The sequence below is a fragment of the Micromonospora sp. DH14 genome, from assembly GCF_029809455.1.
GTDB lineage: Bacteria > Actinomycetota > Actinomycetes > Mycobacteriales > Micromonosporaceae > Micromonospora > Micromonospora parva.
On sequence record NZ_JARVKT010000008.1, the window covers coordinates 70,726 to 93,736 of the forward strand.

Genomic DNA, 23,011 nt, shown 5'->3' on the forward strand with positions numbered 1-23,011 from the left:
ACCGGAGGTCCCGGCGGCGCACCCGCGTCGGGCCGGGGGGCAGCGCATAACAGATCATCGAAGCCGTCGGGTGCTCGTCCACAGCGCCGCCGGTTGTCCACAGGCCCGCCGGCCGGGCTGGCGGACGGTCCCGCCTCGGTCGGAGGCTGCCGTCATGCGACCAGCCCTCCGTTCGATCCGACGCACCGTGCTGCTCTGCGCCGCGCTCCCGCTCGCGCTGACCGTCCAGCTCTGCGGGCTGGCGGTGCTGGGCGCGGCGGTCCCCGGCCAACCATCGACGCCGACAGTGCCGGTCGCGGCCCTGACGGTGCCGGTCGCCGACCCGGCGCCCACCGGGCGGTTCCGCTGGCCGGTCGACGGGCCACCACGGCCGGTGCGCCGCTTCGACCCGCCGCCCCACCCGTGGCTGCCCGGCCATCGTGGCGTCGACCTGGCCGCCCCGGCCGCAGCGGTGATCCGCAGCGCCGGGGCGGGCACGGTGCTCTTCGCCGGCCCGGTGGCCGGCCGACCGGTGGTCACCGTGGGCCACCCGGACGGGCTGCGGACCACCTACGAGCCGGTCCAACCCGCCGTACGCCCCGGCCAGCCGGTCGGTGCCGGCGCGCCGCTCGGCGAGCTGCTCCCCGGGCATCCGGGTTGCCCGGTCGAGGCGTGCCTGCACTGGGGTCTGCGCCGGGGCGACGACTACCTCGACCCGCTGGCCCTGCTCGGCCTCGGACCGGTGCGGCTGCTCCCGGTCGGTCTCGTCAGCGCTGGGCGAGCAGTGCCGGCAGCCGTGCGGCCAGCCGGTCGTATTCGTCGGCGGCGTTGTAGACCTGACCGGTGAGCCGCAGCCACCCCCGGCCGTTCCAGCTCATCACCGCCACCTCGGCGGCGAGCCGCTCACCGACCCGGGTCTGCAACGCCCGCGCGGCGTCGATCGTGGTGCCCGTGCCGGCCGGCAGCGGGATGAGACGCAGAGCCACCTCCGGCCCACCAGGGTCGGGCAGGTCGGTCGGAGTCACCCCCAGGGCGTCTCCCACCACCCGCTGGCCGTACCCGGCGAGCGCGGCGTTGTGTGCGCGCACCAGGTCGACGCCCAGACTGCGCATCGTGAACAGGCCCGCCGGGGCGGCCAACCAGGACGTGTAGTCGAGAGTCGCCTGCCACTCGAGCGGGGCCGGGAAATCCGACTCCTGCTCCCAGGACACCACCAGCGGCTCGATCCGGTCCCGCCACTGCGGTGCCACCGTCAGCAGGGCGGTCCCGCGCGGGGCGTACGCCCACTTGTGCAGGTTGCCCACCCAGAAGTCCGCGCCGATGCTCGCCACCGGGGTGGACAGCATGCCCGGGGCGTGCGCGGCGTCCACCAGGACGGGCACGCCGTGTTCCCGGGCCACCCGGGCGATGGCGGTGACCGGGAAGAGTTTGGCGGTGGCCGAGGTGAGCTGGTCGACGACGAGCAGCCGGGTCCGCCCGGGGCGCAGGCCGGCCCGGATGCTCTGCACGATCTGCTCGTCGGGGGCCGCCAGCGGGATCGGCAGGACCCGGCTGACCGCGCCGGTGCGGCGGCACTCGCGCTCGATGGCCAGGCTCACCGCCCCGTACCCGTGGTCGGTGCTCAGTACCTCGTCGCCGGGTTGCAGGCCCACCGACTGGAGCACCACGGCGACGCCGGTGGTGGTGTTGCCGACCAGGGCGCTGCCGTCCGGGTCGGCACCCAGGAAATTGGCGAGGTGCCGACGGGTGTGCGCGATCCGGTCGACCAGCCCCTGGGTGAAGAAGCGCAGCGGGTTCGCCTCCATCTCGTCACGCAGCCGCTGCTGGGCGCGCTGCACGCCGATCGGCACCGCGCCGAACGAACCGTGGTTGAGGTGGCTGACCGCCGGGTCCAGGGAGAAGAGCAGGCGGGCGCCCGGGATCGGCTCAGGGGGCTGCGGGACGCTCACTCGATGATCGTAACCGTGGGGCTCGGCGCCCTCCGGCCCTTGCTCAGGCCCGCGGGTGCGCCTGCCGGTACGCGGCACGCAGCCGCTCGACCGAGACATGGGTGTAGATCTGGGTGCTCGCCAGCGACGAGTGACCGAGCAGCTCCTGCACGGCGCGCAGGTCGGCGCCACCCTCCAGGAGGTGGGTGGCCGCGGAGTGGCGGAGGCCGTGCGGGCTGGTCCGGGGCAGCCCGGCGGTCTCGGCGTACGCACCGACGATCTGACGCGCGGTCGTCGGGTTGAGCCGACCGCCCCGGGCACCCAACAGCAGCGCGTCGCCGGAGTGGGCGGCCACCATCGCCGGGCGGCCCCGGCGCAGCCAGTCGTCCAACGCCCGCTGGGCGGGCACCCCGTACGGCACCGCGCGTTCCTTCCCACCCTTGCCGAACACCCGGAGCACCCGCCGGCCGTGGTCGACGTCGCCGACGTCCAACCCGCACGCCTCGCTGACCCGTACGCCGGTGGCGTAGAGCAGCTCCAGCAGCACCCGGTCGCGCAGCGACACCGCCTCGGCCTCCTCCGCCGCGCCCTGCGCCGATCCGGCCGCTGCCTCCGCGCGGACCAGGCCCGTGTGCTCCTGGTCTGTGCCCGCCGGGTTCGGGTCGGCTGGGTCTGTGCCGGCTGGGTTCGTGTCTGCTGGGTTCGTGCCCGCTCGGTCCGTGCCCGCTTGGTCCGCGGGCGGCGGGTTGGTGGGTCGGATCTGCCGGGACGGTGCCTCGACCAGGGCGGCGGCCTGGTCGGCGCGCAGCACGCTGGGCAGCTCCCGGTGCGCGCGTGGGCTGGCCAGCGCGGCGCCCACGTCGGCGGGGAGCAGCCCGGCCCGGTGGGCCCAGCCGCTGAACGCCCGCGCCGACGCGGCCCGCCGGGCCAACGAGGTGCGGGCCGCACCGGTGGTGCGCTGTCGCGCCAGCCAACTGCGCAGCACCGACAGGTCCAGCTCGGCCAGGTCGACGCAGCCCATCCGAACGGCGTGGTCGAGCAGCGACACCAGATCGGTGACGTACGCGCGGACGGTGTGCGCCGACCGGTTACGGACCCGGGACAGGTGCTCGGCGAAGTCGTCGACAGCGTCGCGCAGCGCCGGCGGCAACGCCTGGTGCATGGCCCGGGTGCCCCGGTCGGGGCGGCTCATCGGGGCCGCGCCAAGGCACCGGCCGGGTCATCGGCCCAGGCACCCTCACTGACAGCTGGCACGGCCACAGCCTACGGCCGGTCCGCCCACGTCACCGGACACGACGGTGCCGCCTTTCGCCTACCGGTGGCGGTTGTTCTTCCTCATCAGGAAGACGACCACGCCGACAACCAGCACGGCGGTCGTGGCGAGACAGCAGAGCACGCTGATGTGCCACGGCTTGATTGCACCCATGACCGGGACCGTACCGGCAATGGCAGCTGGCCGGGGTCCCGAGCGGGAGGGCGTGCGGGCATCCGACAACCACCGCGCCCGCCGGGCCGTGTCGCACCCGCTCAGCCTCACGGCGGGCCTGACGTCTCCGATGCCGCCGCCCGCTTGGGCTTCGCGGGCGGGGCGAGGGCGTAGCCGTCCTCGCGACGGACCACCATGGACAGCTCCTCCAGCAGCGACAGCTTGCGCAGCGCGGTCCGTACGTCGACACCGGCGCGGGCGGAGAGTCGGTCCACGCCCATCGCGCCCCGACGGGGCAGCGCCTCCAGCAGCGAGCGCGCGTCGTCGTCGAGCGCGTCGGCGGCCCGCTGCGGCCCACGTGCCAACGGGGCCAGGTCCGCGCCGATCCGGCCCACCTCCTCCAGCACGTGCGCCACCCCGGCGACCAGCCGGGCCTTGTCGGGGAACTCGCGCAGGAACTCGTGTGCGCCGACGGACATCGCCGAGGTCACCGGCCCCGGCACCACCATGGTCACCCGATTGGCGTGGATGGCTCGCCGCGCGGTCTGCGTCGCGCCGCTGCGCGCCGAGGCCTCCACCACGACGGTGCCCCGGGTGCCAACGGCGATCACCCGGTTGCGGATCAGGAACCGGGGTCGCAGCGGCTCGGCACCCGGGGGCCACTCGCTGACCAGCAGACCCGTCTCGGCGATCCGGTCGAAGAGCGCGGCGTTGCCCATCGGGTACGGGCGGTCTTGTCAAGCGAGATGTACAAGATCTAGGGTCCCCGTCATGTCTGGCAGGCGTAAGCGCGGTAGGGGCCTTGGCGTTATTCGGCTGAGTAAGCACAGCAACCGCCCGGATGACCCTTCAACCAGCCCGGAGCGGCAAAAGCATCACATTCTTGATGCTGCCGATAAGAGGGGCATCGAGATTGTTGGTTGGGCGGAAGACCTGAACGTCTCCGCCCGCAAGATTGCCCCGTGGAAACGCCCTCAGCTTGGATTGTGGATACCGAACCTCGCCCAAGAAACGCCGACCGGCGGCAGACCGGATGAGTTCGACTGCCTGATCTTTTGGAAGATCGACCGGGTTGCCCGGTCAGTTGGTGACTTCGCCAATCTCGTCAAGTGGGCAGGAGATAGCGGTAAAAACCTCATAGCCGCTGACGGAACCGTTGACCTGAGCACGCCCTACGGAAAAGCCATGGCTCAGATTGTCGCCGTGTTCGCAGAGTTGGAAGCGGACATTATCAAAGAGCGCGTCAACGATGGTCGGCAAGCATTGCGGGATGAGGGCCGGTGGGGTGGCGGCAGATACCCGTATGGGTTCATTCCCCGGCAGCAGGATTCCGGGGGGTGGAAGCTAGAGCACCACCCCGAGAATGCCGACAGGCTACGTGAAATCGCGCGTCGGGTCATCGCTGGCGAGTCGATGAATGCGATTGGTCGTGACTTCGACAAGCGGGGAATTCCAACGCCGACCGGCGGCAAACTGTGGGAGCAAGTGCATCTAACGCCGATGCTTCGTCATCGTTCCCTGATTGGTGAAGCGACGCACAACGGGGAGACGGTTAGGGATGACCTGGGTCGCATCATCCAGGCTTGCGACCCTCTGATCATGCGGACCGAATGGGACAACCTCCAAAAGCGCCTAGACGATGTGTCGATTCCCAAGAATCGCCAACCGGGCGTCTCGATGCTGTTGCGCATCGGGTTCTGTGGCCGATGCGGGCTGCCTCTCTGGCTCCGCCGAAAGACGATCAAGGGTGTTGAGTACCGCTATTCGGGTTGTAGTGGTGCGTGGTGCGCTAGCCAGAAGCGGACGTGTGATGCGTTGGGCATCCGGGCGGATTTCCTTGAGAGCATGATTGAGGAAATGCTCATGAATGCTATCGGTGATCTTGAGATGATCGAGCAGATTGACACCATGGGCGAGGACCGGCGAGAGGAATTGGCGGAGAAGTCCGCCAAGCTTGCTGACCTGTTGGTCGCCTCTGCTGGTGCACCCGAGAGCGTGAAGTCTCGGCTTGCGCCGGACGTTGAGGCGTTGACCGTCCGGGTTACTGAGCTTGAGTCCCAGCCGGTCATTGAACCGGTGCGCCGACAGGTCGGCACCGGGCAGACTTACCGCCAATTGTGGCAGTCGTCCGACGACAGGGAGCGTCGCCGGCTACTCGTTGAGTCGGGCATCCGGGTTGAGGCGATAAAGCTTGACGGCACCAATCAAGGGGTGTCCGTGGCGTTGATAGAGCGACCGGGCCGCGAGGATGACGCGATCATGATCAAGCAAGAGAGGGACATCTCCGTAACCCTGTTCATCCCTCACAACCTCGCCCAGCGGGCAACCGGCAACCCGGCTGTCAAACTGCTTTGGCGGCGGAGTCCGCTACCTGTAGCCGTCTGAGAGCGCCGCAGAGCGGCGAACCAACCCCGGTAGGTGTCTCTCCCTGCCGGGGTTTTTCGTGCCCTGGTGGCCCTGTTGGCGGGTGAGAGAATGATCGCGCGGCCCGTTAAGGGCCCACCAATCTTGACGAACCAGAAACCGTGTAATCGGCGTGGCTCCGCCATGCCGACTTTAGGGAGGTTGAATGACGCTGCCCGCTTTCCTGGATTTCGATAGCGCCGACGTCCCCGGGGAGCTGTCCCCGGCTGATGCGGCTTACATCAGGGCTGTCGACCACGAATCGGTGAACCGGATTGACTTCGGGGGTGGCGCGTCCTGGTGGGCGAGCCCGCATGAGCAGAGTAAGCAGCGGGCGCGTGATCCCCAGTTCCCGTTGTGGCTGCGGGTGCGGTACGCGGCGGAAGGCTGGTCTAACCGCATCGGGCACGCTGAGATGAGTAAGGGACAGTTGGCCGGCATCCTCGGCTATGAGGATCGGTACTGCCGGGCAACAGTGGTTGCCGTGAGTCGCGCCATAAGGCAGGCCATCGGTAAGGGCCTGCTCGATCCGTCTTCGGGGCCTTCGTGCCTGGTGATGCCGTACGCGGATCATCAGCAGGCGGGCCGTGGGACGCGGTTCTGTCGGGAGCATCGGATCGTTCGGGCCTAGCCAGTGTGCAGCTTGTCAACCTGGCTGGTTGACACCTGTCAGCAGGATCGGTTAGCGATCCACGCTCAATGTCCGATTCCCTCTCTATCTCAGTGATTACCCGTGGCGAGGAACGAGGCACGGGGACGAGCGGCCCTAGGTTGGGTTCAGTTGTCCTACTAATGGCCGGCTGATGTGCCGGCCCTAGTTAAAACCTCTGTTAACCAATAGCCGCTAAGCCGTTCCTGTGTGCAACGGCAGTATTGACCACCAAGGAAACAAAGGATCGGCCGCCAGAGCCGATCCGTACGGGGAAGGGGTTGTTATCAGCTCAAGTACCTGCACCAAGTGCCGCAAGCTCATACCGCTTGGCAGCGGTAGTCGCTGCGGCGGCTGCAAGCCCAAGCGTGTTCATGCGCTGTCAGCGTCTCAGCGTGGCTACACCAGCGAGTACCGCCGTAACCGAACCCTAGTCCTGGCGGACGGGCCCGCGTGCACCCTGTGTCGACGTCGGCCAGCAACCACCGCGGATCATGTCGTGCCGCTGAGCAAGGGCGGCACCAACAGACTCACGAACCTGCGGCCTGCGTGCGGGCCCTGCAACTCCGGCCGAGGGAACCGCGCCGGGCCCACTGGGACCATGTAGACGCACAGCGTGTCCGTCGCCCCCGGTCGGCGGCGGATACGTTGTCGTCCGTGGCGGTTACTGACGAGCGTGGACGAACGCTCTTCTGGGTGTGCGGTGGGTGTGACGAGTACGTAGTTGTTGGGTTCGAGTCGAAACCAGGATGGGGGCCGCCCGGGGCCCCAGTGCTCGCGGATGGCGTTGTAGCGGTGGAGAATGATCGAGGAAGCATGCGCCTATGGCACCGCGCCTGCACCTCGCTCCCGGCTCAGGCGTAGCCATAGGGGAGGGGTCGAAACTTTAGCCGAATTCCCTCCCGGACCCATCGAATTAGGCGCGTGCGTGTCTCGGGGGTGACTCCGATCTTGTGGGAATGCAAAGCAAATGGAGACGCAATTCTTAATGGAACTCCGGCGGCCAGCCATTGGAAGTTTCCTGACGTAGGAGCTGTTGGATCGCCGGGCTGGCCCATAGCGCACGCACCGTCTGGGCCGGCTCCCGGACCTCGTTGTTGCTGGCGGCACCCTCCAGCACAAGCTTCGGAAACCGTGTGAGGGAGTGCAGGGTCAGGCTGGCTGAGGCATCCGCCAAGGGCTCCACCCGCTGACCACCTACAGCCTGCGCATCAGCCCGCTGCTCCGCGGTCGCCTGTTCAATGGCGATTTTCCTAGCAGTCGTCAACGGCTGTGGAACAAGCCCAAGCACTGGATCATCCACGGTGCGGAAGCGCGCGATGTAAGACCAGGGCAACATCGTGAGCGGGTCACGGTCACCCTCGTCGCTGTCTCCTAACAGCCATCCAACGATGCGGGCTCGTTCTCGCCCAAGGACTTCTTGGTCCTCGGGGTGCTTCTCAGCCAAGGTCGCTAGTTGGGTTAGCTCTTCACGAAGCGTGGCGTTGTCCGGGGCCGGGTGCTTGATGGCGTGGAGTCGGCTGAGAAGCAACTGCCCGCGTTCGTTCCGGTAGGCGCGGGTCGTGATGATGTCCTTGGAGAGCTGGTCGAGCAGCTTTTGCTCGTCCTCGGAGAGGGCAAGCAGCCGTTCCCTGAGGGCCTTGTCCTGGCTCCGCCACTCTGCGATTGGCAGAAGGCCCTCGTTCGCCTGCTGGCGCAACGCCCTCAGCTTGTCGATTGACTCGACTGGCCAATCGAAGAGCGTGTTTGCTTCCATCGCAGCCTGAACATCCACGCCGAGAGTATGCCCGGCGTGACTGAGTCGGCGGTACGCCACACTCCGCCGCTGCTACGCGGTCACAGGTTCTTGAGAGGCCAGAACAGCACGCACCGTAGACGGGTACCACTTCTTGCCGCCCTGAGCTGTAGGGACGCCATCGGCGTTCAGCTCACGTGCGATTCCGGCGAGGCTCTTACCAGCAGCAGACTCAGTGATGATGCGGCTCCGAACCTCGGCCGGCAGAGACGCCGGACGACCGAGACGAACCCCGGCCGCCTTCTTGGCTGCCAGGCCCTCACGGGTGCGCTGGCCGATGATGCGCCGCTCCCACTGAGCCGCGGAGGCCATCACCGAGGCGAGGAACTCCCCGGCGGGCGTCGCAAGGTCAATGCCAAGGTCGAGGGCAATCAGGTTCCACCGCTTGGCGCGCGCCCGGTCCATCAGGGCGGCGAAGTCGATCAGGGACCGGGAAAGCCGGTCCAGCTTGGCGACCACCAGCGTTTCGGCCTGCCGGGACTCCACCAGTTCCAACGCCTCCGCCAAGCCCTCACGGCCTTCAACAGACTTGCCGGACACTCCGGCGTCTTCCTTCCACGCCACGATGGTCCAGCCGCGCCGGTCCGCCTCCGCCTGAATGGCGGCCCGCTGCGCCGCAAGACCGGCACCGGACTCCGCCTGCTCCTCGGTCGAAACCCGAAGGTAGGCAACAGCGGTGTTCGCGGGGGCGTTCTTGATCCTCGGCATACTCATGATCATACAGCAAACGACCGTTTGATGTATCTTCCGAGCCCCACTGCCGCCCCAAATTTTGGAAGTAGTCCCTAGTTGTCTGCGGGCTTCTGCCATGACCGCCCCCTCGTTCACCCTCCGTGCGTGAGCGACAGCGTAGGGCTCTGTATCGCTACCGATAGACAGCCAACACCGTTGGACCTTGAAGTAGCCGGGCCTGAAACCGTGCTGCGACACCGACCACGCAGGATCGACCTGCGCCAGGATTTGACTTAGGGTCGCCAGGGTGAAGATCGCGCCAACGCTGAAGAGTGTTCCGACAGACCCAGACACCTCCAAGCCCACCGCCGCCGAGTTCTTCGCCGGCATCGGCCTTGTGCGCCTTGGTCTGGAGCAGGCCGGCATCAGCGTTGTGTGGTCCAACGACATTGAGCCGGCAAAGGAAGAGATGTACCTCGGCCACTTCGGCAAGGGCGAGGGTCACGTCTTCAAGCCGGGTGATGTTGGCGAGGTTAAGGGCAGCGACATGCCGCCAAGGCTTGATCTGGCTTGGGCTTCCTTTCCCTGTACCGATCTCTCGCTAGCGGGGTGGCGTCGAGGGCTCAGCGGAAGCGAGTCATCCACTTTCTGGGGCTTCACCAACGTTCTGAGGGAGATGGGGGAGGATGCTCGTCCGCCCGTCGTCGCTCTTGAGAACGTGGTTGGCTTCGCCACCAGCCATGGGGGCGAAGACTTGGCGACCGCCATCCGTGAGTTGAACGATCTTGGCTACTCAGCGGACGTGCTTACCCTTGACGCGCGACGCTTCGTGCCGCAGTCGCGTCCACGCCTGTTCGTCGTTGGGGCTCAAAATCCGCCGGCGGATGAGCCGGTTCCCAACAGCGAGCTTCGTCCCGACTGGCTCCTGGCCCCCTTCGGTGACCCCTCCCTGAGGACACACAGGGCCAAGCTGCCCACCCCGCCGCCACCGCTCACATCCGGGCTCTCTGCCCTTGTTGAGCAGGTTGGGCCGGACGGCTGGTGGGAGGACAAGCGCCGGGACGCTTTCATCGGTTCCCTGTCGCCCATCCAAGCGGAGCGACTTGAGAAGTTGAAGGCACAGAAGGCCGTAACCTATCGGACGGCTTACCGCCGGACCCGGAACGGCAAGCCCACGTGGGAAATCCGCCCCGACGACATCTCTGGATGCCTGCGGACTGCCCGCGGCGGCTCGTCGAAGCAGGCGGTTGTAGAAGTGGGTGATGGAGGCGTCCGCGTGCGGTGGATGACCCCACTTGAGTACGCGCGCCTGATGGGAGCCGGGGACTACACGCTCAACAACCTTCGAAGCAACCAAGCTCTCTTTGGTTTCGGAGATGCAGTATGCGTGCCCGTTGTCTCTTGGCTCGCGAAGCACTACTTGCTTCCCCTCATGAACGGCGAAATGCAGCCGCGCCAACTCGTTGCTGTCGCGGGCTGACCTTCAGCAAGGAGAGCGGGCAAATGGAGATCCAGGGCAGGGACATTCAAGATACGCTCCCGTGCAGCCACGACTTTCCCTCCGACAGGATCGGGGCGACCAAGAGCATTCTGCGGAACCTTTCGGAAACAAGTCCTGACCTTCTTCATTCAGCAGACATCCAGGAAGAGGACTGGCTTCCCCTGCTGCGTGCCGCCATCGAGAGCATGCGCGGCGAGAGTTCCGCGAACCCGGTGGATAAGCAGCGATTCATTGCCGCCGTGCTTCAGTACTGCCAGCAACAGAAGGCAATTGAGTCGTGGGGCTTTATCGGTAGTGGTGGCCGCCAGGACTATAGAGTCTCACTTTCTGATGGCACGACGGTGGCGATCGAGGCGAAAGGCTGCCTCGACGGCAACAACACCGCAATCTGGGATCGCCCCAGCTGGGCAGACGAATTCGTGGTCTGGGGCCTCTGTCCCGAAGGCCTGGCAAAACCGCCCGGCAAGGGTGCGTGGTCGGGCATCGCGACTCGGCTGATGCCGAAAATCGTGGCCGAGCGGAAGGTGGTTGACGCCTTCATTCTTTGGGACGGGCGCTGCGGCTCTGCCAGGCGCATTTGCCCCAAAAGCTTTGGGGTCGATGGGTCGTTGAGGTCGCAAGCTACGGACATTGTGGGGCAGGCCGGCAAGGCGGCATGGATCCCCCCGCCGTGTATTTACCTGTTCCCAAGGTCGTATCCGACGGTCCCCCATAACCGCAAACCGGCTATCCATACAGTCAACACCTCGCGATTCTCCCGCGCCTTGCTGGGGGCATTCAACGTGCCCGAGAGCAAGCAGGCGGCTTACGTCCATTCAGTAGAGGTGGAGGCGAGGGGAAGCAGTGAGGGTACGGAGATCCAGGTAAAGGCTGTCTCCCGCTGCTGGCCGGACGGCGACGACCGAGTTGTGTCCGGCAGGTGGAAGCCGGTCAGGCGAGAGGCGTAAAGGCCGAGACTTGCCGCATACCGACGCGAGCATGGCGGACAGTTCCTGGGCCTCGACTCCGGCTGTACGCCGGTCCATGCAGTCAAACCGTAGCCGCGACACCAAGCCTGAGTTGTTGCTAAGACGAGCTCTGCATGCCCGCGGCTTTCGGTATCGAGTTTGCACAAAGCCGCTTCCTGATCTCCGCATGAAGGCAGACATAGTTTTCCGACCTTCACGGGTGGCCGTGGAAGTCCGCGGCTGCTTTTGGCATGGCTGCCCAGAGCACCACCGCAAGCCGTCGGCTAATAGCGCCTATTGGGCTGCTAAGGTAACGCGAAATGTTGCGCGGGACGAGAGGAACAGCAGGGCTCTTGCTGAGGCGGGATGGCTGCTAATTGTTGTGTGGGAACATGATGATGTTGCCGAGGCCGTCGGTATTGTCGCTAATGCTGTTCGCAGGCGAAGATAATTTCAGCAAGACCTCCAGAACTGCTAAAGTTCTGCCTTTGGCTTTGCCTCATGACTGCTTGGCTCCCCCTCGGTTTCTATCTTTAGGCTTCTCTTGATGTGGTCCTGGACTGCGCGCTTCTGGTTGATCACCTTATCAATAAGCTCACCGCCCTGCTTTTCGAGCTCTTCAGGCGTTCTGCCTCTGACTTCCGACATGTCAATCGAGAAAAATGATGTCACGATGTAGAGGCCTCGGATTTTTGCCATCAGAGCCTCGGGTGCCAGGAGTTCGGCTTTTATCTCTCCTGCATAAATCTCCTCAACCAGAGCTTCCAGTCGGTCCTGGTCATGCCGGGATAAGGTTACCCTCCCGAGAAGTGGGAACGGTTTAACGTGCCTCGCCAAGTGAATCCAACGCTCTACGCTGCCAAGTAGCGTGGAATAAACGGCCATCCGATCTTGGTGCCAGCGTGCCTCGTCCTCGCGGTTCCACTGCTCCTGCCGTTCCTGCCGCTCACGCTTCCACCGCACGTCATCTTGCGCGACTTGCCGTTCCCACTGACGCTTCTCGCGACGGGATGCGAGCAGGTGAGTAACTACGGTCGCGATCAAGGCACTCAGCAGACCGACCATGGCAATCACAAACGGAACTGATGTCTGTGGCTCCGTCTGGGCAGGGCGTTGGACGGGCACAACAACTGAGGTGGTGGTTTCCACGGTTGGGGACACCACTGCGGTGGTGCTGGGAGAAGGAGTCGGGGACGGGGACCCGGTTGCCATCCGCTCAGCATCCCGTACAGAGGTGCCGCAGGCCATCCGCTTCTAGGCTCTGAGCAGACATGGCCGGGCAGTCAGGCACAATCTCCAAGACGAAACGTGACGAAGGCCACTCAAGAGCCATACTGTATTTGGCGCTCCAGCTCGGGCTAGTTGTCATGAGAAACCTTGGCTCTTCTAGCGACCAACTACTCACCCGCCTGCTGGCTCTGCTCCTCGCGATGCTCCGTCTGACGAGCAGGCAGAAGCAAGAGTGCAAGGCGCGGGACCGTCATGATCTGATCATGGACTACCTCAGGGCGGCCCCCGCTGTACTAACTGGGCTTGCGGCGATCCTCGCCGCCCTGACCGGATTGCTGTCCATAGTCGTCCGGTGATGCCCGTGACGGAGGGGGCGGCGCTGGCCCCCTCCGTCCTCGGTCAGCCGCTGGGGGTGGTGGCGGATACGGCCACCCTCCGGCGTTTCCAGGCGGTCTCCCGCAGACCCAGATTCAGCGGGGCAGACGAATGGCCATCCGCCTACGTAAGCTGCGACCGATCGATCACCTTGGGTGAGGCTAGGATGCGGCTGGCGGGGAGGCCACGTGGAATCATCAGGGCTGGGCCTGCGGTTTGGGTTGGCCGTATGAGCGGCGGCTTCTACGTTGACCCAGCGGGCATGGATGGTCTGTACGGCCTGCTCCATGGGGCGTCTGAGGATGCCGCAGACGCGCACGGTTACATGACCCGGCATTGTGATCTGGCTTTCGACCAACAGGGCCTTCTCTTCATGCTTGCAGGCCCTCACCGCACGGCCTACCGGCGGATGTCCGAAGGGCTAGAGCGGCTCAAGACGCTGTCTCAGGGTGCCGCCACTCAGGTCAACCTGGCGCAGCGCGAGTACGCGACCTCTGATCAATCGACCGCAGCGCGGTTGGACAAGACCTACCCGGGTGCCCACGACTCGTCCACTTTGCGCAGCACGCTTGCTGGCCCCACCAGGCCCGACCTCTGGCCGGCCGCCGCCCGCTCACCCTTTACCGAAGTGGCCGATCCAGCGGCACGGCTGGTCCCACCGAATTACGCCACGGGCGTCGAGATGTTCCAGATAAACCCGCTCGCTGACCTCGTCAGCCCGGCTGCTTGGCTGCGTCAGACGAGCGTTTGGCTGTTCGGTGAAGACCCGTTCGAGGGTTGGGGCAAGGCATTCAGTGGTGATTGGGACTCGTACGTGCACTGTGCTGCCGCTTGGCGGATCATCGGCAACGCGATGGACGATCTCGGTCGGAACCTCATCACCGGCGCGGCGGACGTTCCGTCCGTATGGCGAGGCAACGCAGCAGAGGGAGAGCAGGAGTATCAACTGTCTCTCGGCTCCGCAGCTCGCGCTCTACACCCCGTCTGCGATCAGTACGCAGACCTGTACACACGGGCAGCCGAAGCAGCGAAGCAACTTCACTCCGTGGTCACTGGGCTGATTACCAAGCTGATCGACGTGCTGATCATCGTCAACGCCAGCGCGGTGGTTGGCACGGCCACCATCGAGACGGGTGTGGGCCCGGTTCTCGGCTACTCAGTGGCGGCCTGGTACGCCTGGCAGGCGTACGACCTGTACAACGAGATTTCGACGTACTTCGGCAACGCCGAAGCGACCTTCAAGCTCATCGCTGGCTCTATCGAGATGGTGAAGGTTGGCATGGAGGTGGCGAGACTGCCTGACTTGAAGCCGTACCACCACCCGGCCTTCGCGTGATGACGGACGACATCACCCGGGAGCCTCTTGCCCGTGCCGTGCTTGCCAAGCTGGCTCGCAGCAGAGGTCCAAATGATCCCCTTGGTTCACTGGCCCACACCGTCCTGAGTGGTGAGGCGGACCTCCGCACGGCTGCCTCCATGTCCTGGCACGGCACGGCCTTGCATGCCGAATTTGCTGAGGCCATGGCCCGTCGTGATGCCATGGCACCAGAGGAGCGAGCCGAGTTAGAGCGGCAGGCTCGGCTACTGCACAATGCTGGCGACTCGGCATTCCCAGACTCGGACGGCACGGCCGGCCCGGACCGCCCTAAGGAGGGCCGCCCACGATGAGCGTTTGGAAGCGTTGGAGGATCGCCTTTCCGCTGCTCGCCCTCAGCCTGCTGATGCTCGTGCCGGCAGTGTTCGGCACATGGGCTTGGTGGTCCGAGAACGGCACGGCGTACCGAGTGCTGTCGATCATCATCTGCCTAGTCGTCGCCGGCTGCGTAGGCGTCTCTCTCTCCGTCGGCATCAAGCGGACCGACGATGTGCCTTGGCTCCGTATCGGGCTCGTCGCCTTGGGCGTGCTCGCTACCTGTGGCCTGGCTATCGTTCGGGACTCGGTGTAATCGTGAGAGGCGACTGTAGCGCCCTGTGGGCTGTCCAGCAGCGTTGGAACCCCGCCCTGCACTCTTAGGGCTAGTCCGTACCAACCCTTCGCGCGAATCCCTCAATTAGGGTAAGCGCGGGCGGGTATAGATTAATTAATTCTCTGAGCCAGTCAGCGCCCGTGGCAATCGGACTACCATTTCCTGGGGGGTTGACCGATTCCGGCTTGATGGTCGAACATTGATAATAGCGATGGGGTCGGGTGCGGCTGGCCCGCAAAAACAGCGCCCGGGGTGCAACCCGGGCGCTGTTGGTGACTCCGCCGTCGATGTCAGTGGACGAATCTGCCTGGAGTCAAAATGAGATTAAACAAATTAATGAACCGCGTCAACCTGAGTAGGGACGTCAGGGTCGAAACGTCCTCCGGTCCCCATGGGGATCATAAGGAAGAGCAGGATCGGCGACACATGCGGCGACTTGAGTACATGCGCGCGTTACCGCCGATCCTGCGAGCGGCAGCGTTTGTGCTGGCGGCCGTGAGCGGCTTGCTCGTCCCGCTGCTCAGCAGGTAGTGGCAAGCGGGAGGGGCCCGGCTTCGGCCGGGCCCCATCGCCTGCGTGCGTTCCGTGCTGCCTTACTGACCTGCCCAGCAAGCAAGGTCGTTTCGTGCGAAGAGATCGGCGTTCCCCTGCTTGCCCCTGGCCTGAGGCACCTTTCCCATACGTCGCTGTAGCCGCTTCTTGGCGGCCTCGTACGACCAGGGCAGCACTCCGGCATCTACCGCCTGGCGCAGCGTCAGGAAGTCGCCGGCAGGGCTTGATAGGCCGTTGAGCTGGGAAGTCCCCGGGGACCGGGGACATGCGAGCTCCCGCGCCTCCGCTGCGGTTAGGTACGCGACCTGAGTCTCAGTCGCCTGACCACCGACGACGATCTGCCACCGTCCGAGCGTCCGGGACGCCCGCGGCATCGCAGCCTCAGGAACCAGCATCTTCCAGTTGTTCGCCGTGTAGCGGGCAAGGCAGCGAACCCCGAAGTTCTCCCGCGCCTCCGGCCCGCCGATTGCCCTGGCGGTGAGCATCTGCGCGATTGCTAGCACGTTGACCTTGGCACTGCGCCCCATGAACAGCAGATCGGCTAGAGCCGACACGGCAGGCGACCGTTTCGGGTCGCCTTTGCCGCGCGCTTCGGCCCAGAAGTTGACGAGCTGCCCGATCGTGGCGTTCAACTCTTCGGCGATCACCAGGACCCGCGGGCCGGGGTCCCAGTCTTCCGCTTCGTGCATTGCCAGCGTGTTCCGCTCGTCCGCGAGAGCGGCGAGGCGGACCAGGGCGTCATGCATCTGCGCCGGCTTGGCGCAATAGTCAGCCCCCGACAACCCGAGGGCCCACCGATGGGACCCCTTGCGGTCGAGAATCACCACCCGTCCGCCCCGGTTAAGCACCTGGACCGCAACCAGCTCGGCAAGCACACTCTTACCGGCACCCGTGCCCGCACTCACCGCGATGTGAGGCGAGTCGTCACGCAGCGACAGCGTGACGGGGCGATCCCCGGCACCTTGCCCGATGTAGAACTCCCATTCAGCCAAGCTGGGAAGGTGTTGGGCAACCTGCTCGGCACCGACCCGGGCAGGTGGACGCTTACGCACCGTCCAAACAGCGGTTACCCGCGGCCCTACTTGGTGCCACGTCTCCACCAGATCGGCGACGGGAATCTTGCTGCCGACGATCGAAGAGACGAGCTGCCGTTGCTCCCGGGTCAGATACGGGGTGTCGGCAGTCAGCTCGATACGCGGACCCTTGTCTGGGTCCACAGGACGGCGGAACGCGGCCAGCCGGGACGTGATCGGCTCCGCCTGCCTTTGGGCCGCCCATACGGCCCGCTGAGCGCGTTCAGGAAGCCACCGGATGATCGGCTCCACCTTCTCGCCGTACCAAGTCCGCGCGGCCGTCTCAGCCGGGCTGAGCGGCTTGGCCAGCCGGGGCGTGAGGTTGCCCAACGACGGATCAACGTGGAGGCATAAGCCGGTCTGTAGACCCATCGCGGGGGCGAGAGCTGCCATGGTCGGGGTGACGTACTCCCGGTTGAACCGACGCATCGTGAACCGGCGGCGCACCCGCCACCCGGTGACCGCTACAGCGGTACCGAGCACCCCACCAGCCTGCCCGGGGTAGGCCGCAACCATGACGGCTACGGCCGGAACCCCAATGCGACATACCTGACGCTGCCAACCAGCCAACCGCCCCTTGCCACGCTGCCGGTACGGGTAGCCCTCCCGGGCGTCGAGGGGACGGCCGGACAGGTACCGATACACGACCCGGGAAACGGTGTGCTTGCGCCGTAGTCGCCGGATGACCTGCTCAAGCTCGCTCATTGCTCGCTCCCCTCGCCCGAGAGGTGAGCGAGAGCGGCAGCCATGCCGAGCACAGCCACGGGGAGGCAGGCAACAAGGGTGGTAATCCACCAGGGGGCCGACGTGATGCCGGCGGCCACCAGCAGGTGATAGGCAACCTGACCGAGGGCACCAACCAACAGGGACCCGATGGCCGACCACTTGGCAAATCGGCGCGCCCGGGGCGGAACCAGACCCGACAACCAAGCCCGAAGGGCGTACGCCGCGTACACCTCCACCCCGACCGGCAGAGTGATAGCGGTGTTGATGCTGAACCCGTCAGCGATGCCGGGTAGCGGGTGGACCACCCCGAACCCAGTGAGTCCACCAAGGCCAACCCACCCGGACCAGATAGCGACGAACGCCGGAAGGGCGATAAGTACTACGGGCCAGGTAGCCAGGCTGCGCCGCTTGAACGGCACCGGGGCGGGCTTCACGGTGACCGGCGGGTGTCCGTTCCCCTCAGGCTGCGGCAACGGCTCAGCGGCCTTGAGAGCAGGCAGGATCACCGGAACCGGGGTGGAGTCGGCCGGCGCAACCGGCGGAACCGCGGTGGCAACTGGGGCAGGCTCGGCGTACTCCCACGGGTCCGAGACGGGCCCGGTGTCGGTGTCGTCGGGCACGGTGATGGGTTCGGCAACCAGGGCCAGGCGGACTGCCTGAGCCTTGGGAGCACCCACCTTGAACTCACGCATGATCTGGTTGCGGCTCGGAATCTCACCGAGCTTGTCAGCCAAGTTCCGCACAGCGGGGAGCAGGTCGGCAACGGCTCGCGGGTACGCGCTGGGAACGGTGGCCGTGGTCATCGGTTGATCAGCTCCCGGCGAGTAGTGGCGACCGTTGGAACGTCCGCAAGATGGGCGATGTCGTCGGCAACCTGGTGTGCGTGCTGGTCAACCAGGCCGCGAGCGATGGCGAACGGCGCGAGCATCACGGCCGGTCCGCCGACCAGGACCAGGGCCAGGGTGTAAGCCGTGGTGTCGTTCATCGGGCACCCGCCAGAGCCTCAGAGCGGCACGGTCCGCAGTTGTCCCGAGGGCTACCCCGGTGGCTAGGGCATTGCTCCGCCTTGCCAGCGACCGGGAGAGCGGCCCCACGACGCTCTACAGGCCCGTACAGAGGCCGCTGAGGGTGGCGGTTGGGGTTTTTGGATTTGATCCAGCTACGCCAGTCACGCGCGCCAGCGCGCTTCATCTTCGATTGGTCTTCTCCACTTCGGGTGACGCACTGGCTGTCACCCCCGGGCCCCTCGTTCGTCACCCCCTCACGCTGGTTGTCACCCCCGGACGGCTGTCCCGTCACCAGCCGGTAAACCCGGGTGGCAACGCCCGCAACCTTCGACACGATCAGTCGGCCAAGCTGAACGAGCTTGGCGAGGCACCGTTGCACGGTCCGCTCAGAACAGCCCACGTACTCCGCGATGGTCGCTACAGACGGCCAGGCGTGGCCTTCCTGGTTGGCGTGGGCAGCGATGGCGATAGCTACTGCACGTTCGTTCTTGCCGAGGTCTTTGGTCGCCAGCATGGCGGCCTTCACCGCCTGGCTCATCGGGCACCACCACGGGCCCGGAAGTTGGCGAGCACGGCCCGCCGGTCGGCAGCGGTAAGGGTGTCTCGCCCGTCCCACGTCCAGAGCAAGAGGGCAGCCTCAGCACGGCTGCGCGGCTGGGAGGGCTCAAGGGCTTTGACCGCCAGGGCCGCAGCAGGCGTTAGGGTGGTTCGCACGTCGGGGTACCTCCCGGCTAGGCCCCGGAGTCAGCGCGCCAACGCTGCCCGGGGCTGTTTTGGATCTTGTTTCACATAATGGCGGCCAAGACCGGTCGAGCCCGCAGGCGAGCACCGCGACGGTCAGACCGCCCGCGGTGAGGGCGCCCCGGTGGGCGGCGGCGTCGATGCCGAACGCGCCACCGGACACGACAGTCCAGTCCCGCTCCGCCAACCCGTACCCCAGCTCGGTCGCGACGTGCTGCCCGTAGCCGGTGGCGGCCCGGGCGCCCACCACTGCCACCGAGCGGTCCAGGGCTTCGCCGAGCGGCCAGCTTCCGCGTACCCAGAAGCACAGCGGCGGGGCGGTCTCGGCGTCCACCCGGCGGCTGACGTCCGGCAGACGCAACTCGGCCAGGCTGGCAACCTGGGTCGGCCACTCCTCGTCGTCCGGGGTGACCAGCCGGGCGCCCAGTCGGTCCGCCCGCTCCAGAGCCTCGGCCGCCACCGCCCGCGCGTCGCCGGCCGTCGAGCGTGCGGCGACGGTGGTGTGCAGCCAGCCGTCCGGGCTGCCGCCGTCGAGCAGCAGATCCAGGGTCGCCACCGGGCCGTGCCGTTCGACCAGCCGGTGCACGGCGCGCGTGCCCGGCTCCGCCAACCAGGTCAGGGCGACCCGGGCCAGCCTGCGCTCCTCTTCGGCGTTCACGCCGCCTCCCCCGTCCGTAGTTGCAGCGCTTCCCGGACGTCGTCCTGGTCCGGTCGGTCGCGGCCGTCCAGATCGGCGATGGTCCAGGCCATCCGGATCACCCGGTCGAAGCCGCGCGCCGACAGCGAGCCGGAGTCGAGCCGGCCACGCAGCTCGACGGTGACCCGGGCCGGCAGTCGCCACGGCGGTCGGCGCAGGTACGGACCGTCCACCTCGGCGTTGAGCCGCCGGCCGAGGTCGGCCCAGCGAGCGGCTGCCGCCCGCCGGGCCGCCGCCACCCGGGTGGCGACCGTCGCCGACGGCTCGACGCCACCGTCGGTCGCCATCAGCTCGGCCGCCCGTACCGGCATCAGTCGCACCTGGACGTCGATCCGGTCGAGCAGCGGACCGGACAGTTTGCCCAGGTAGCGGCGGCGGACCAGCGGCGAGCACTCGCAGTGCGCGTCACCGGCCGGCTTCGCGCACGGACACGGGTTGGCCGCCAGCACCAACTGGGTGCGCGCCGGGTACACGGTGCCGCCCCCGCTGCGGCTCAACTGGATCCGGCCGTGCTCCAGCGGCTGGCGCAGCGCCTCCAGCGCACCCTTGCTGAATTCGGGAGCCTCGTCCAGGAACAGCACCCCGCGGTGCGCCAGCGACACCGCGCCGGGCCGGGCCAGCCCCGAGCCGCCACCGACCAGCGACGGCACGGTCGCTGTGTGGTGCGGCGCCTGGAACGGCGGGCGCCGCAGCAGGCGACCGCCGGGCGGCAGCAGCCCGGCGACCGAGTGCAACGCGGTGACCTCCAGCGCCGCGTCGTCGTCCAGCTCCGGCAGGATGGACGGCAACCGTTCGGCGAGCATCGTCTTGCCGGCGCCCGGCGGGCCGAGCAGCGCCACGTGGTGCCCGCCGGCGGCGGCGACCTCCAGGGCCCGTCGACCCAGCTGCTGCCCGGCGACCTCGGCGAGATCCGGCCCACCGGCCGCCGGTGCGGGGATGTCCGCCGGTGGCTCGATCAGTGGGGTCCCGTCGCGAACGAAGGCGACGAGCCGGTGCAGGGTGTCCACCGCGCGCACCCGTACGCCGGGGATGACGGCGGCCTCGGCGGCGTTCCCGACCGGGACGATCACCCGCGTGACGCCGGCCCGGGCCGCGGCGGCGACCATCGGGAGGACGCCGCGTACCGGCCGGACCGTCCCGTCGAGCCCCAGCTCACCGAGGACCACCACCCCCTCCAGGGGAAGCAGCGGCAGCTCACCCGAGCCGCCCAGCAGCGCGGCGGCGATGGCCAGATCGAAGGCCGAGCCGAACTTGGGCAGCGTGGCGGGGAGCAGGTTGAGGGTGATCCGCCGGTTGGGCCAGCGCTGGCCGGAGTTGACCACGGCGGCGCGGACCCGGTCGCGGGCCTCGTGCAGGGCGGTGTCCGGCAGACCGGAGATCACCACCGCCGGCAGGCCGGCGGCCAGGTCGGCCTCCACCTCGACGAGGTGGCCGGTCACCCCGACCAGCCCCACGCAGAGCACCTTCGCGTAGCTCACGGCGCGTCACCGATCCTCCGGGTGCGCATGTCAGAACGCGCCCTTGAGGTGGTCGACCTGCGCCGGCCCGGCATCGGGCAGCAGCACGGACAGCACGTCGAAACGCACCTCCTGCGCGGTCGTACCGGTTTCGGTCAGCCACCGCGCGGCGAGCCCGCGCAGCCGGCGGGCCTTGGCCGGCACGACCGCCTCGGCCGGGCTGCCGAAGCCGTCACCCCGGCGGGTCTTCACCTCGCAGAAGGCGAGCACCGGCCCGTCCCACGCGATGATGTCGATCTCCCCGGCCGGGCAGCGCCAGTTGCGGGCGATCGGGCGCAGCCCCGCCTCGGTCAGGTGCCGGGCCGCGCACCGTTCGCCGTACGCGCCAACCGCCTGGTTCCGCTTCGTCATGGCCGGCACGGTGCCCGGCAAAGGACGATCGCCGCGACCCGGCGGCGGCCCCGCTGTGGACAACGGGTGCGCTGTGGACAGTCAAACGATCATGCCGACGCTGTGCTAGCGGTGTCGCCGACCTGTTTTCACCAGCCGATCACCATTCGTACCCCGCCTCACGGTTGATCGGCGGCACTGACGGCCGGGCTGAAATGGCGCGGGCGTGTCCGGTCGCATACGGTGCCTGACGTGGACGGACGACGGAGTTTTCCGGAAGATCAGGAGTCGCGCTGGTACCCCGACGAGCGGGGTCGCGGTTACGGCGAGTCGGAGTGGCGCGGCGCGGGCGAACCGCGGTACCGGGACGGCGAGATTCCCGACCAGCGGGGCGCGGAGGACGCCCGATCCGTCGAGGACACCGGTGTCGGCCGCCGCCGGGAGCCGGACTCGGGGCGCTTCGGCGCGGTGGACGCGAGCCGTTTCGGCGGCTCGCCGGAGCCGGACCCGGGTCGCCTGAGCGCCGTGGACCAGGGCCGTTTCGGCACCCCGGAGCGGGACTCGGGCCGCTTCCCGGCGGTCGACGCCCAGTCCGGGCGGTTCGGGGCGGTGGAGAACGACTCCGGACGCTTCGGCGCGGTGGACCCCCTCGGTGACGCCCGGTCCGAGTCCGACGGATACCGGGCGACCCGTTCGCGCAGGGCGGACCGGGACCCGTCGGAGATCTCCGGTGAACTGCCCGGTCGTCGGGCCGCCCGGGAACCGGCCGCCGTCGAGACCCCGCTGGCGAACACCACGTCGGAGACCGCCCGCGACACCGCGTCGCCGGCCGGGGTGCTCGCCGACCAGGCTCGTCCCGCCCCGCTCACCGGGTACCCGATCATCGAGCCGGCCCGGGGTGGTGGCGACCCGCCGCACCCGCTGGAGATGCCGACCGGCCCGATGCCGGGGATCGGCCCCCGGCCCGACCTGCCCGCTGCCGAGCCGCCGGTGTACCCGCCGGCCGCCGACGGCGTCTACCGGACCCGCCGACCGGTGCTGGCCGTACTCTTCACCCTGCTGGTGTTGATCTTCGAGGTCCCCGCGCTGCGGGTGCTGCTCGCGGGCGTGACCGGCGACCCGGTGGACGCCGGGAACGTGGTGGTGGGCATCGCCCTGGTCGCCGGCCTGCCGATCTTCGCGACCGGGCTGTACGGGCTACGAACCGGAGGTCTGGCGCTCTCCGACAACGGTCGCGGCTGGCTCCGCCCGCCGACGGCCTACCTGACCGTCGGTCTGGTGCTCTTCGTGGCCGCCGCGCTCGCCGCCGGCTGACCGTCCTGCGGCCCGGGGCGGCGCCCCGCGCACCCCGGGGCGGCTGAACGGGCGAAGGGCGTACACTGGCCAACTGGCGACCGCCTCGTGCGGTCGACCTCGCGCGCCCTCTTCACGAATCGTCGTGGAGCGACGGCCTCCCTGGTCCCGATCTTGATCGGGCCCACCATGGGCCGGCGACC

The 23,011-nt window shown here is 67.5% G+C and carries 19 protein-coding genes and 2 pseudogenes; 9 read left to right on the forward strand and 12 right to left on the reverse strand.

Annotation, left to right across the window (positions count from 1 at the left end; translation table 11 throughout):
• Positions 1-154: 154 nt before the first annotated feature.
• Positions 155-826, forward strand: coding sequence for a M23 family metallopeptidase (locus QCZ28_RS13115; protein ID WP_279516908.1), 672 nt, complete (start codon positions 155-157; stop codon positions 824-826).
• On the opposite strand, the gene QCZ28_RS13120 is transcribed toward QCZ28_RS13115, so the two are convergent.
• The 3 genes and pseudogenes from QCZ28_RS13120 to QCZ28_RS13130 form a co-directional block, all read right to left on the reverse strand.
• On the reverse strand, positions 747-1,928 hold the full coding sequence (locus tag QCZ28_RS13120; RefSeq protein ID WP_279516909.1) for an aminotransferase class V-fold PLP-dependent enzyme: 1,182 nt from the start codon (positions 1,926-1,928) through the stop codon (positions 747-749). The genes QCZ28_RS13115 and QCZ28_RS13120 overlap by 80 nt on opposite strands.
• Positions 1,929-1,971: 43 nt before the next feature.
• On the reverse strand, positions 1,972-3,099 hold the full coding sequence (locus QCZ28_RS13125; protein ID WP_279516910.1) for a tyrosine recombinase XerC: 1,128 nt from the start codon (positions 3,097-3,099) through the stop codon (positions 1,972-1,974).
• Positions 3,100-3,440: 341 nt separating this feature from the next.
• Positions 3,441-4,067, reverse strand: a pseudogene (locus tag QCZ28_RS13130) (DNA-processing protein DprA); the annotation flags it as partial.
• A gap of 37 nt (positions 4,068-4,104) precedes the next feature.
• Between QCZ28_RS13130 and QCZ28_RS13135 the strand changes: the two are divergent.
• Together QCZ28_RS13135 and QCZ28_RS13140 are read left to right on the forward strand one after the other, a co-directional pair.
• A complete protein-coding gene (locus tag QCZ28_RS13135) occupies positions 4,105-5,718 on the forward strand; it encodes a recombinase family protein (protein WP_279516911.1) in 1,614 nt (537 codons plus the stop codon).
• Between the two features lie 184 nt (positions 5,719-5,902).
• A complete protein-coding gene (locus tag QCZ28_RS13140; RefSeq protein ID WP_279516912.1) occupies positions 5,903-6,367 on the forward strand; it encodes a hypothetical protein in 465 nt (154 codons plus the stop codon).
• A 1,003-nt stretch (positions 6,368-7,370) separates the two neighbouring features.
• Here QCZ28_RS13140 and QCZ28_RS13145 read toward each other — a convergent pair.
• Both QCZ28_RS13145 and QCZ28_RS13150 read right to left on the reverse strand, forming a co-directional pair.
• Positions 7,371-8,159 (reverse strand): hypothetical protein, encoded by a 789-nt coding sequence (locus QCZ28_RS13145; RefSeq protein ID WP_279516913.1) that lies wholly within the window; start codon positions 8,157-8,159, stop codon positions 7,371-7,373.
• A 54-nt stretch (positions 8,160-8,213) separates the two neighbouring features.
• On the reverse strand, positions 8,214-8,888 hold the full coding sequence (locus tag QCZ28_RS13150; protein ID WP_279516914.1) for a recombinase family protein: 675 nt from the start codon (positions 8,886-8,888) through the stop codon (positions 8,214-8,216).
• Between the two features lie 271 nt (positions 8,889-9,159).
• Between QCZ28_RS13150 and dcm the strand changes: the two genes are divergently transcribed.
• Genes dcm through QCZ28_RS13165 form a run of 3 tightly spaced genes read left to right on the forward strand, consistent with a single transcriptional unit; the run spans position 9,160 to position 11,751 of the window.
• Entirely contained in the window at positions 9,160-10,332 is a 1,173-nt protein-coding gene (gene dcm, locus QCZ28_RS13155) for a DNA (cytosine-5-)-methyltransferase (protein WP_279516915.1), read from the forward strand.
• A gap of 23 nt (positions 10,333-10,355) precedes the next feature.
• Positions 10,356-11,300, forward strand: coding sequence for a hypothetical protein (locus QCZ28_RS13160; RefSeq protein WP_279516916.1), 945 nt, complete (start codon positions 10,356-10,358; stop codon positions 11,298-11,300).
• A 31-nt stretch (positions 11,301-11,331) separates the two neighbouring features.
• Complete coding sequence (locus QCZ28_RS13165; RefSeq protein ID WP_279516917.1) at positions 11,332-11,751, forward strand: very short patch repair endonuclease; 420 nt, start codon at positions 11,332-11,334, stop codon at positions 11,749-11,751.
• A 23-nt stretch (positions 11,752-11,774) separates the two neighbouring features.
• Here QCZ28_RS13165 and QCZ28_RS13170 read toward each other — a convergent pair whose 3' ends face one another.
• Entirely contained in the window at positions 11,775-12,449 is a 675-nt protein-coding gene (locus QCZ28_RS13170; protein ID WP_279516918.1) for a hypothetical protein, read from the reverse strand.
• A gap of 685 nt (positions 12,450-13,134) precedes the next feature.
• On the opposite strand from QCZ28_RS13170, the gene QCZ28_RS13175 reads away from it, so the two are divergent.
• Both QCZ28_RS13175 and QCZ28_RS13180 read left to right on the forward strand, forming a co-directional pair.
• The gene (locus QCZ28_RS13175) at positions 13,135-14,241 is read left to right on the forward strand and encodes a hypothetical protein (protein ID WP_279516919.1); all 1,107 of its coding nucleotides are present in this window, start codon (positions 13,135-13,137) and stop codon (positions 14,239-14,241) included.
• Positions 14,242-14,569: 328 nt separating this feature from the next.
• Positions 14,570-14,851 carry a hypothetical protein gene (locus QCZ28_RS13180; protein WP_279516920.1) on the forward strand — a complete coding sequence of 94 codons (282 nt, stop codon included), beginning with the start codon at positions 14,570-14,572 and terminating at the stop codon, positions 14,849-14,851.
• A gap of 614 nt (positions 14,852-15,465) precedes the next feature.
• On the opposite strand, the gene QCZ28_RS13185 is transcribed toward QCZ28_RS13180, so the two are convergent.
• From QCZ28_RS13185 to QCZ28_RS13210, 6 genes are all read right to left on the reverse strand, one after another.
• A complete protein-coding gene (locus tag QCZ28_RS13185; RefSeq protein ID WP_279516921.1) occupies positions 15,466-17,202 on the reverse strand; it encodes a type IV secretory system conjugative DNA transfer family protein in 1,737 nt (578 codons plus the stop codon).
• Positions 17,199-18,026, reverse strand: coding sequence for an ABC transporter permease (locus tag QCZ28_RS13190; RefSeq protein WP_279516922.1), 828 nt, complete (start codon positions 18,024-18,026; stop codon positions 17,199-17,201). The genes QCZ28_RS13185 and QCZ28_RS13190 overlap by 4 nt, the downstream gene beginning before the upstream one ends.
• Positions 18,023-18,208: a hypothetical protein gene (locus tag QCZ28_RS13195; protein ID WP_279516923.1), complete on the reverse strand. Its 186-nt coding sequence runs from the start codon at positions 18,206-18,208 to the stop codon at positions 18,023-18,025. The genes QCZ28_RS13190 and QCZ28_RS13195 overlap by 4 nt, the downstream gene beginning before the upstream one ends.
• 686 nt (positions 18,209-18,894) lie before the next feature.
• Entirely contained in the window at positions 18,895-19,629 is a 735-nt protein-coding gene (locus QCZ28_RS13200) for a DNA-processing protein DprA (RefSeq protein WP_347815104.1), read from the reverse strand.
• Complete coding sequence (locus QCZ28_RS13205; RefSeq protein WP_279516924.1) at positions 19,626-21,146, reverse strand: YifB family Mg chelatase-like AAA ATPase; 1,521 nt, start codon at positions 21,144-21,146, stop codon at positions 19,626-19,628. Before QCZ28_RS13205 ends, QCZ28_RS13200 begins: the two co-directional genes overlap by 4 nt.
• 30 nt (positions 21,147-21,176) lie before the next feature.
• The gene (locus QCZ28_RS13210; protein ID WP_279516925.1) at positions 21,177-21,536 is read right to left on the reverse strand and encodes a YraN family protein; all 360 of its coding nucleotides are present in this window, start codon (positions 21,534-21,536) and stop codon (positions 21,177-21,179) included.
• Positions 21,537-21,730: 194 nt separating this feature from the next.
• Between QCZ28_RS13210 and QCZ28_RS13215 the strand changes: the two are divergent.
• Positions 21,731-22,829: pseudogene (locus QCZ28_RS13215) on the forward strand (hypothetical protein).
• The last annotated feature ends 182 nt before the right edge of the window (positions 22,830-23,011 follow it).

Excerpts from the sequence above, each read along its gene's own strand:
- QCZ28_RS13150 (WP_279516914.1), bottom strand. The coding sequence starts at position 8,888 with ATGCCGAGGATCAAGAACGCCCCCGCGAACACCGCTGTTGCCTACCTT.
- QCZ28_RS13210 (WP_279516925.1), bottom strand. The coding sequence starts at position 21,536 with ATGACGAAGCGGAACCAGGCGGTTGGCGCGTACGGCGAACGGTGCGCG.
- QCZ28_RS13165 (WP_279516917.1), top strand. The coding sequence starts at position 11,332 with ATGGCGGACAGTTCCTGGGCCTCGACTCCGGCTGTACGCCGGTCCATG.
- QCZ28_RS13195 (WP_279516923.1), bottom strand. The coding sequence starts at position 18,208 with ATGAACGACACCACGGCTTACACCCTGGCCCTGGTCCTGGTCGGCGGA.
- QCZ28_RS13185 (WP_279516921.1), bottom strand. The coding sequence starts at position 17,202 with ATGAGCGAGCTTGAGCAGGTCATCCGGCGACTACGGCGCAAGCACACC.
- QCZ28_RS13190 (WP_279516922.1), bottom strand. The coding sequence starts at position 18,026 with ATGACCACGGCCACCGTTCCCAGCGCGTACCCGCGAGCCGTTGCCGAC.
- QCZ28_RS13140 (WP_279516912.1), top strand. The coding sequence starts at position 5,903 with ATGACGCTGCCCGCTTTCCTGGATTTCGATAGCGCCGACGTCCCCGGG.
- QCZ28_RS13125 (WP_279516910.1), bottom strand. The coding sequence starts at position 3,099 with ATGAGCCGCCCCGACCGGGGCACCCGGGCCATGCACCAGGCGTTGCCG.
- QCZ28_RS13115 (WP_279516908.1), top strand. The coding sequence starts at position 155 with ATGCGACCAGCCCTCCGTTCGATCCGACGCACCGTGCTGCTCTGCGCC.
- QCZ28_RS13180 (WP_279516920.1), top strand. The coding sequence starts at position 14,570 with ATGAGCGTTTGGAAGCGTTGGAGGATCGCCTTTCCGCTGCTCGCCCTC.
- QCZ28_RS13135 (WP_279516911.1), top strand. The coding sequence starts at position 4,105 with ATGTCTGGCAGGCGTAAGCGCGGTAGGGGCCTTGGCGTTATTCGGCTG.
- QCZ28_RS13160 (WP_279516916.1), top strand. The coding sequence starts at position 10,356 with ATGGAGATCCAGGGCAGGGACATTCAAGATACGCTCCCGTGCAGCCAC.
- QCZ28_RS13175 (WP_279516919.1), top strand. The coding sequence starts at position 13,135 with ATGAGCGGCGGCTTCTACGTTGACCCAGCGGGCATGGATGGTCTGTAC.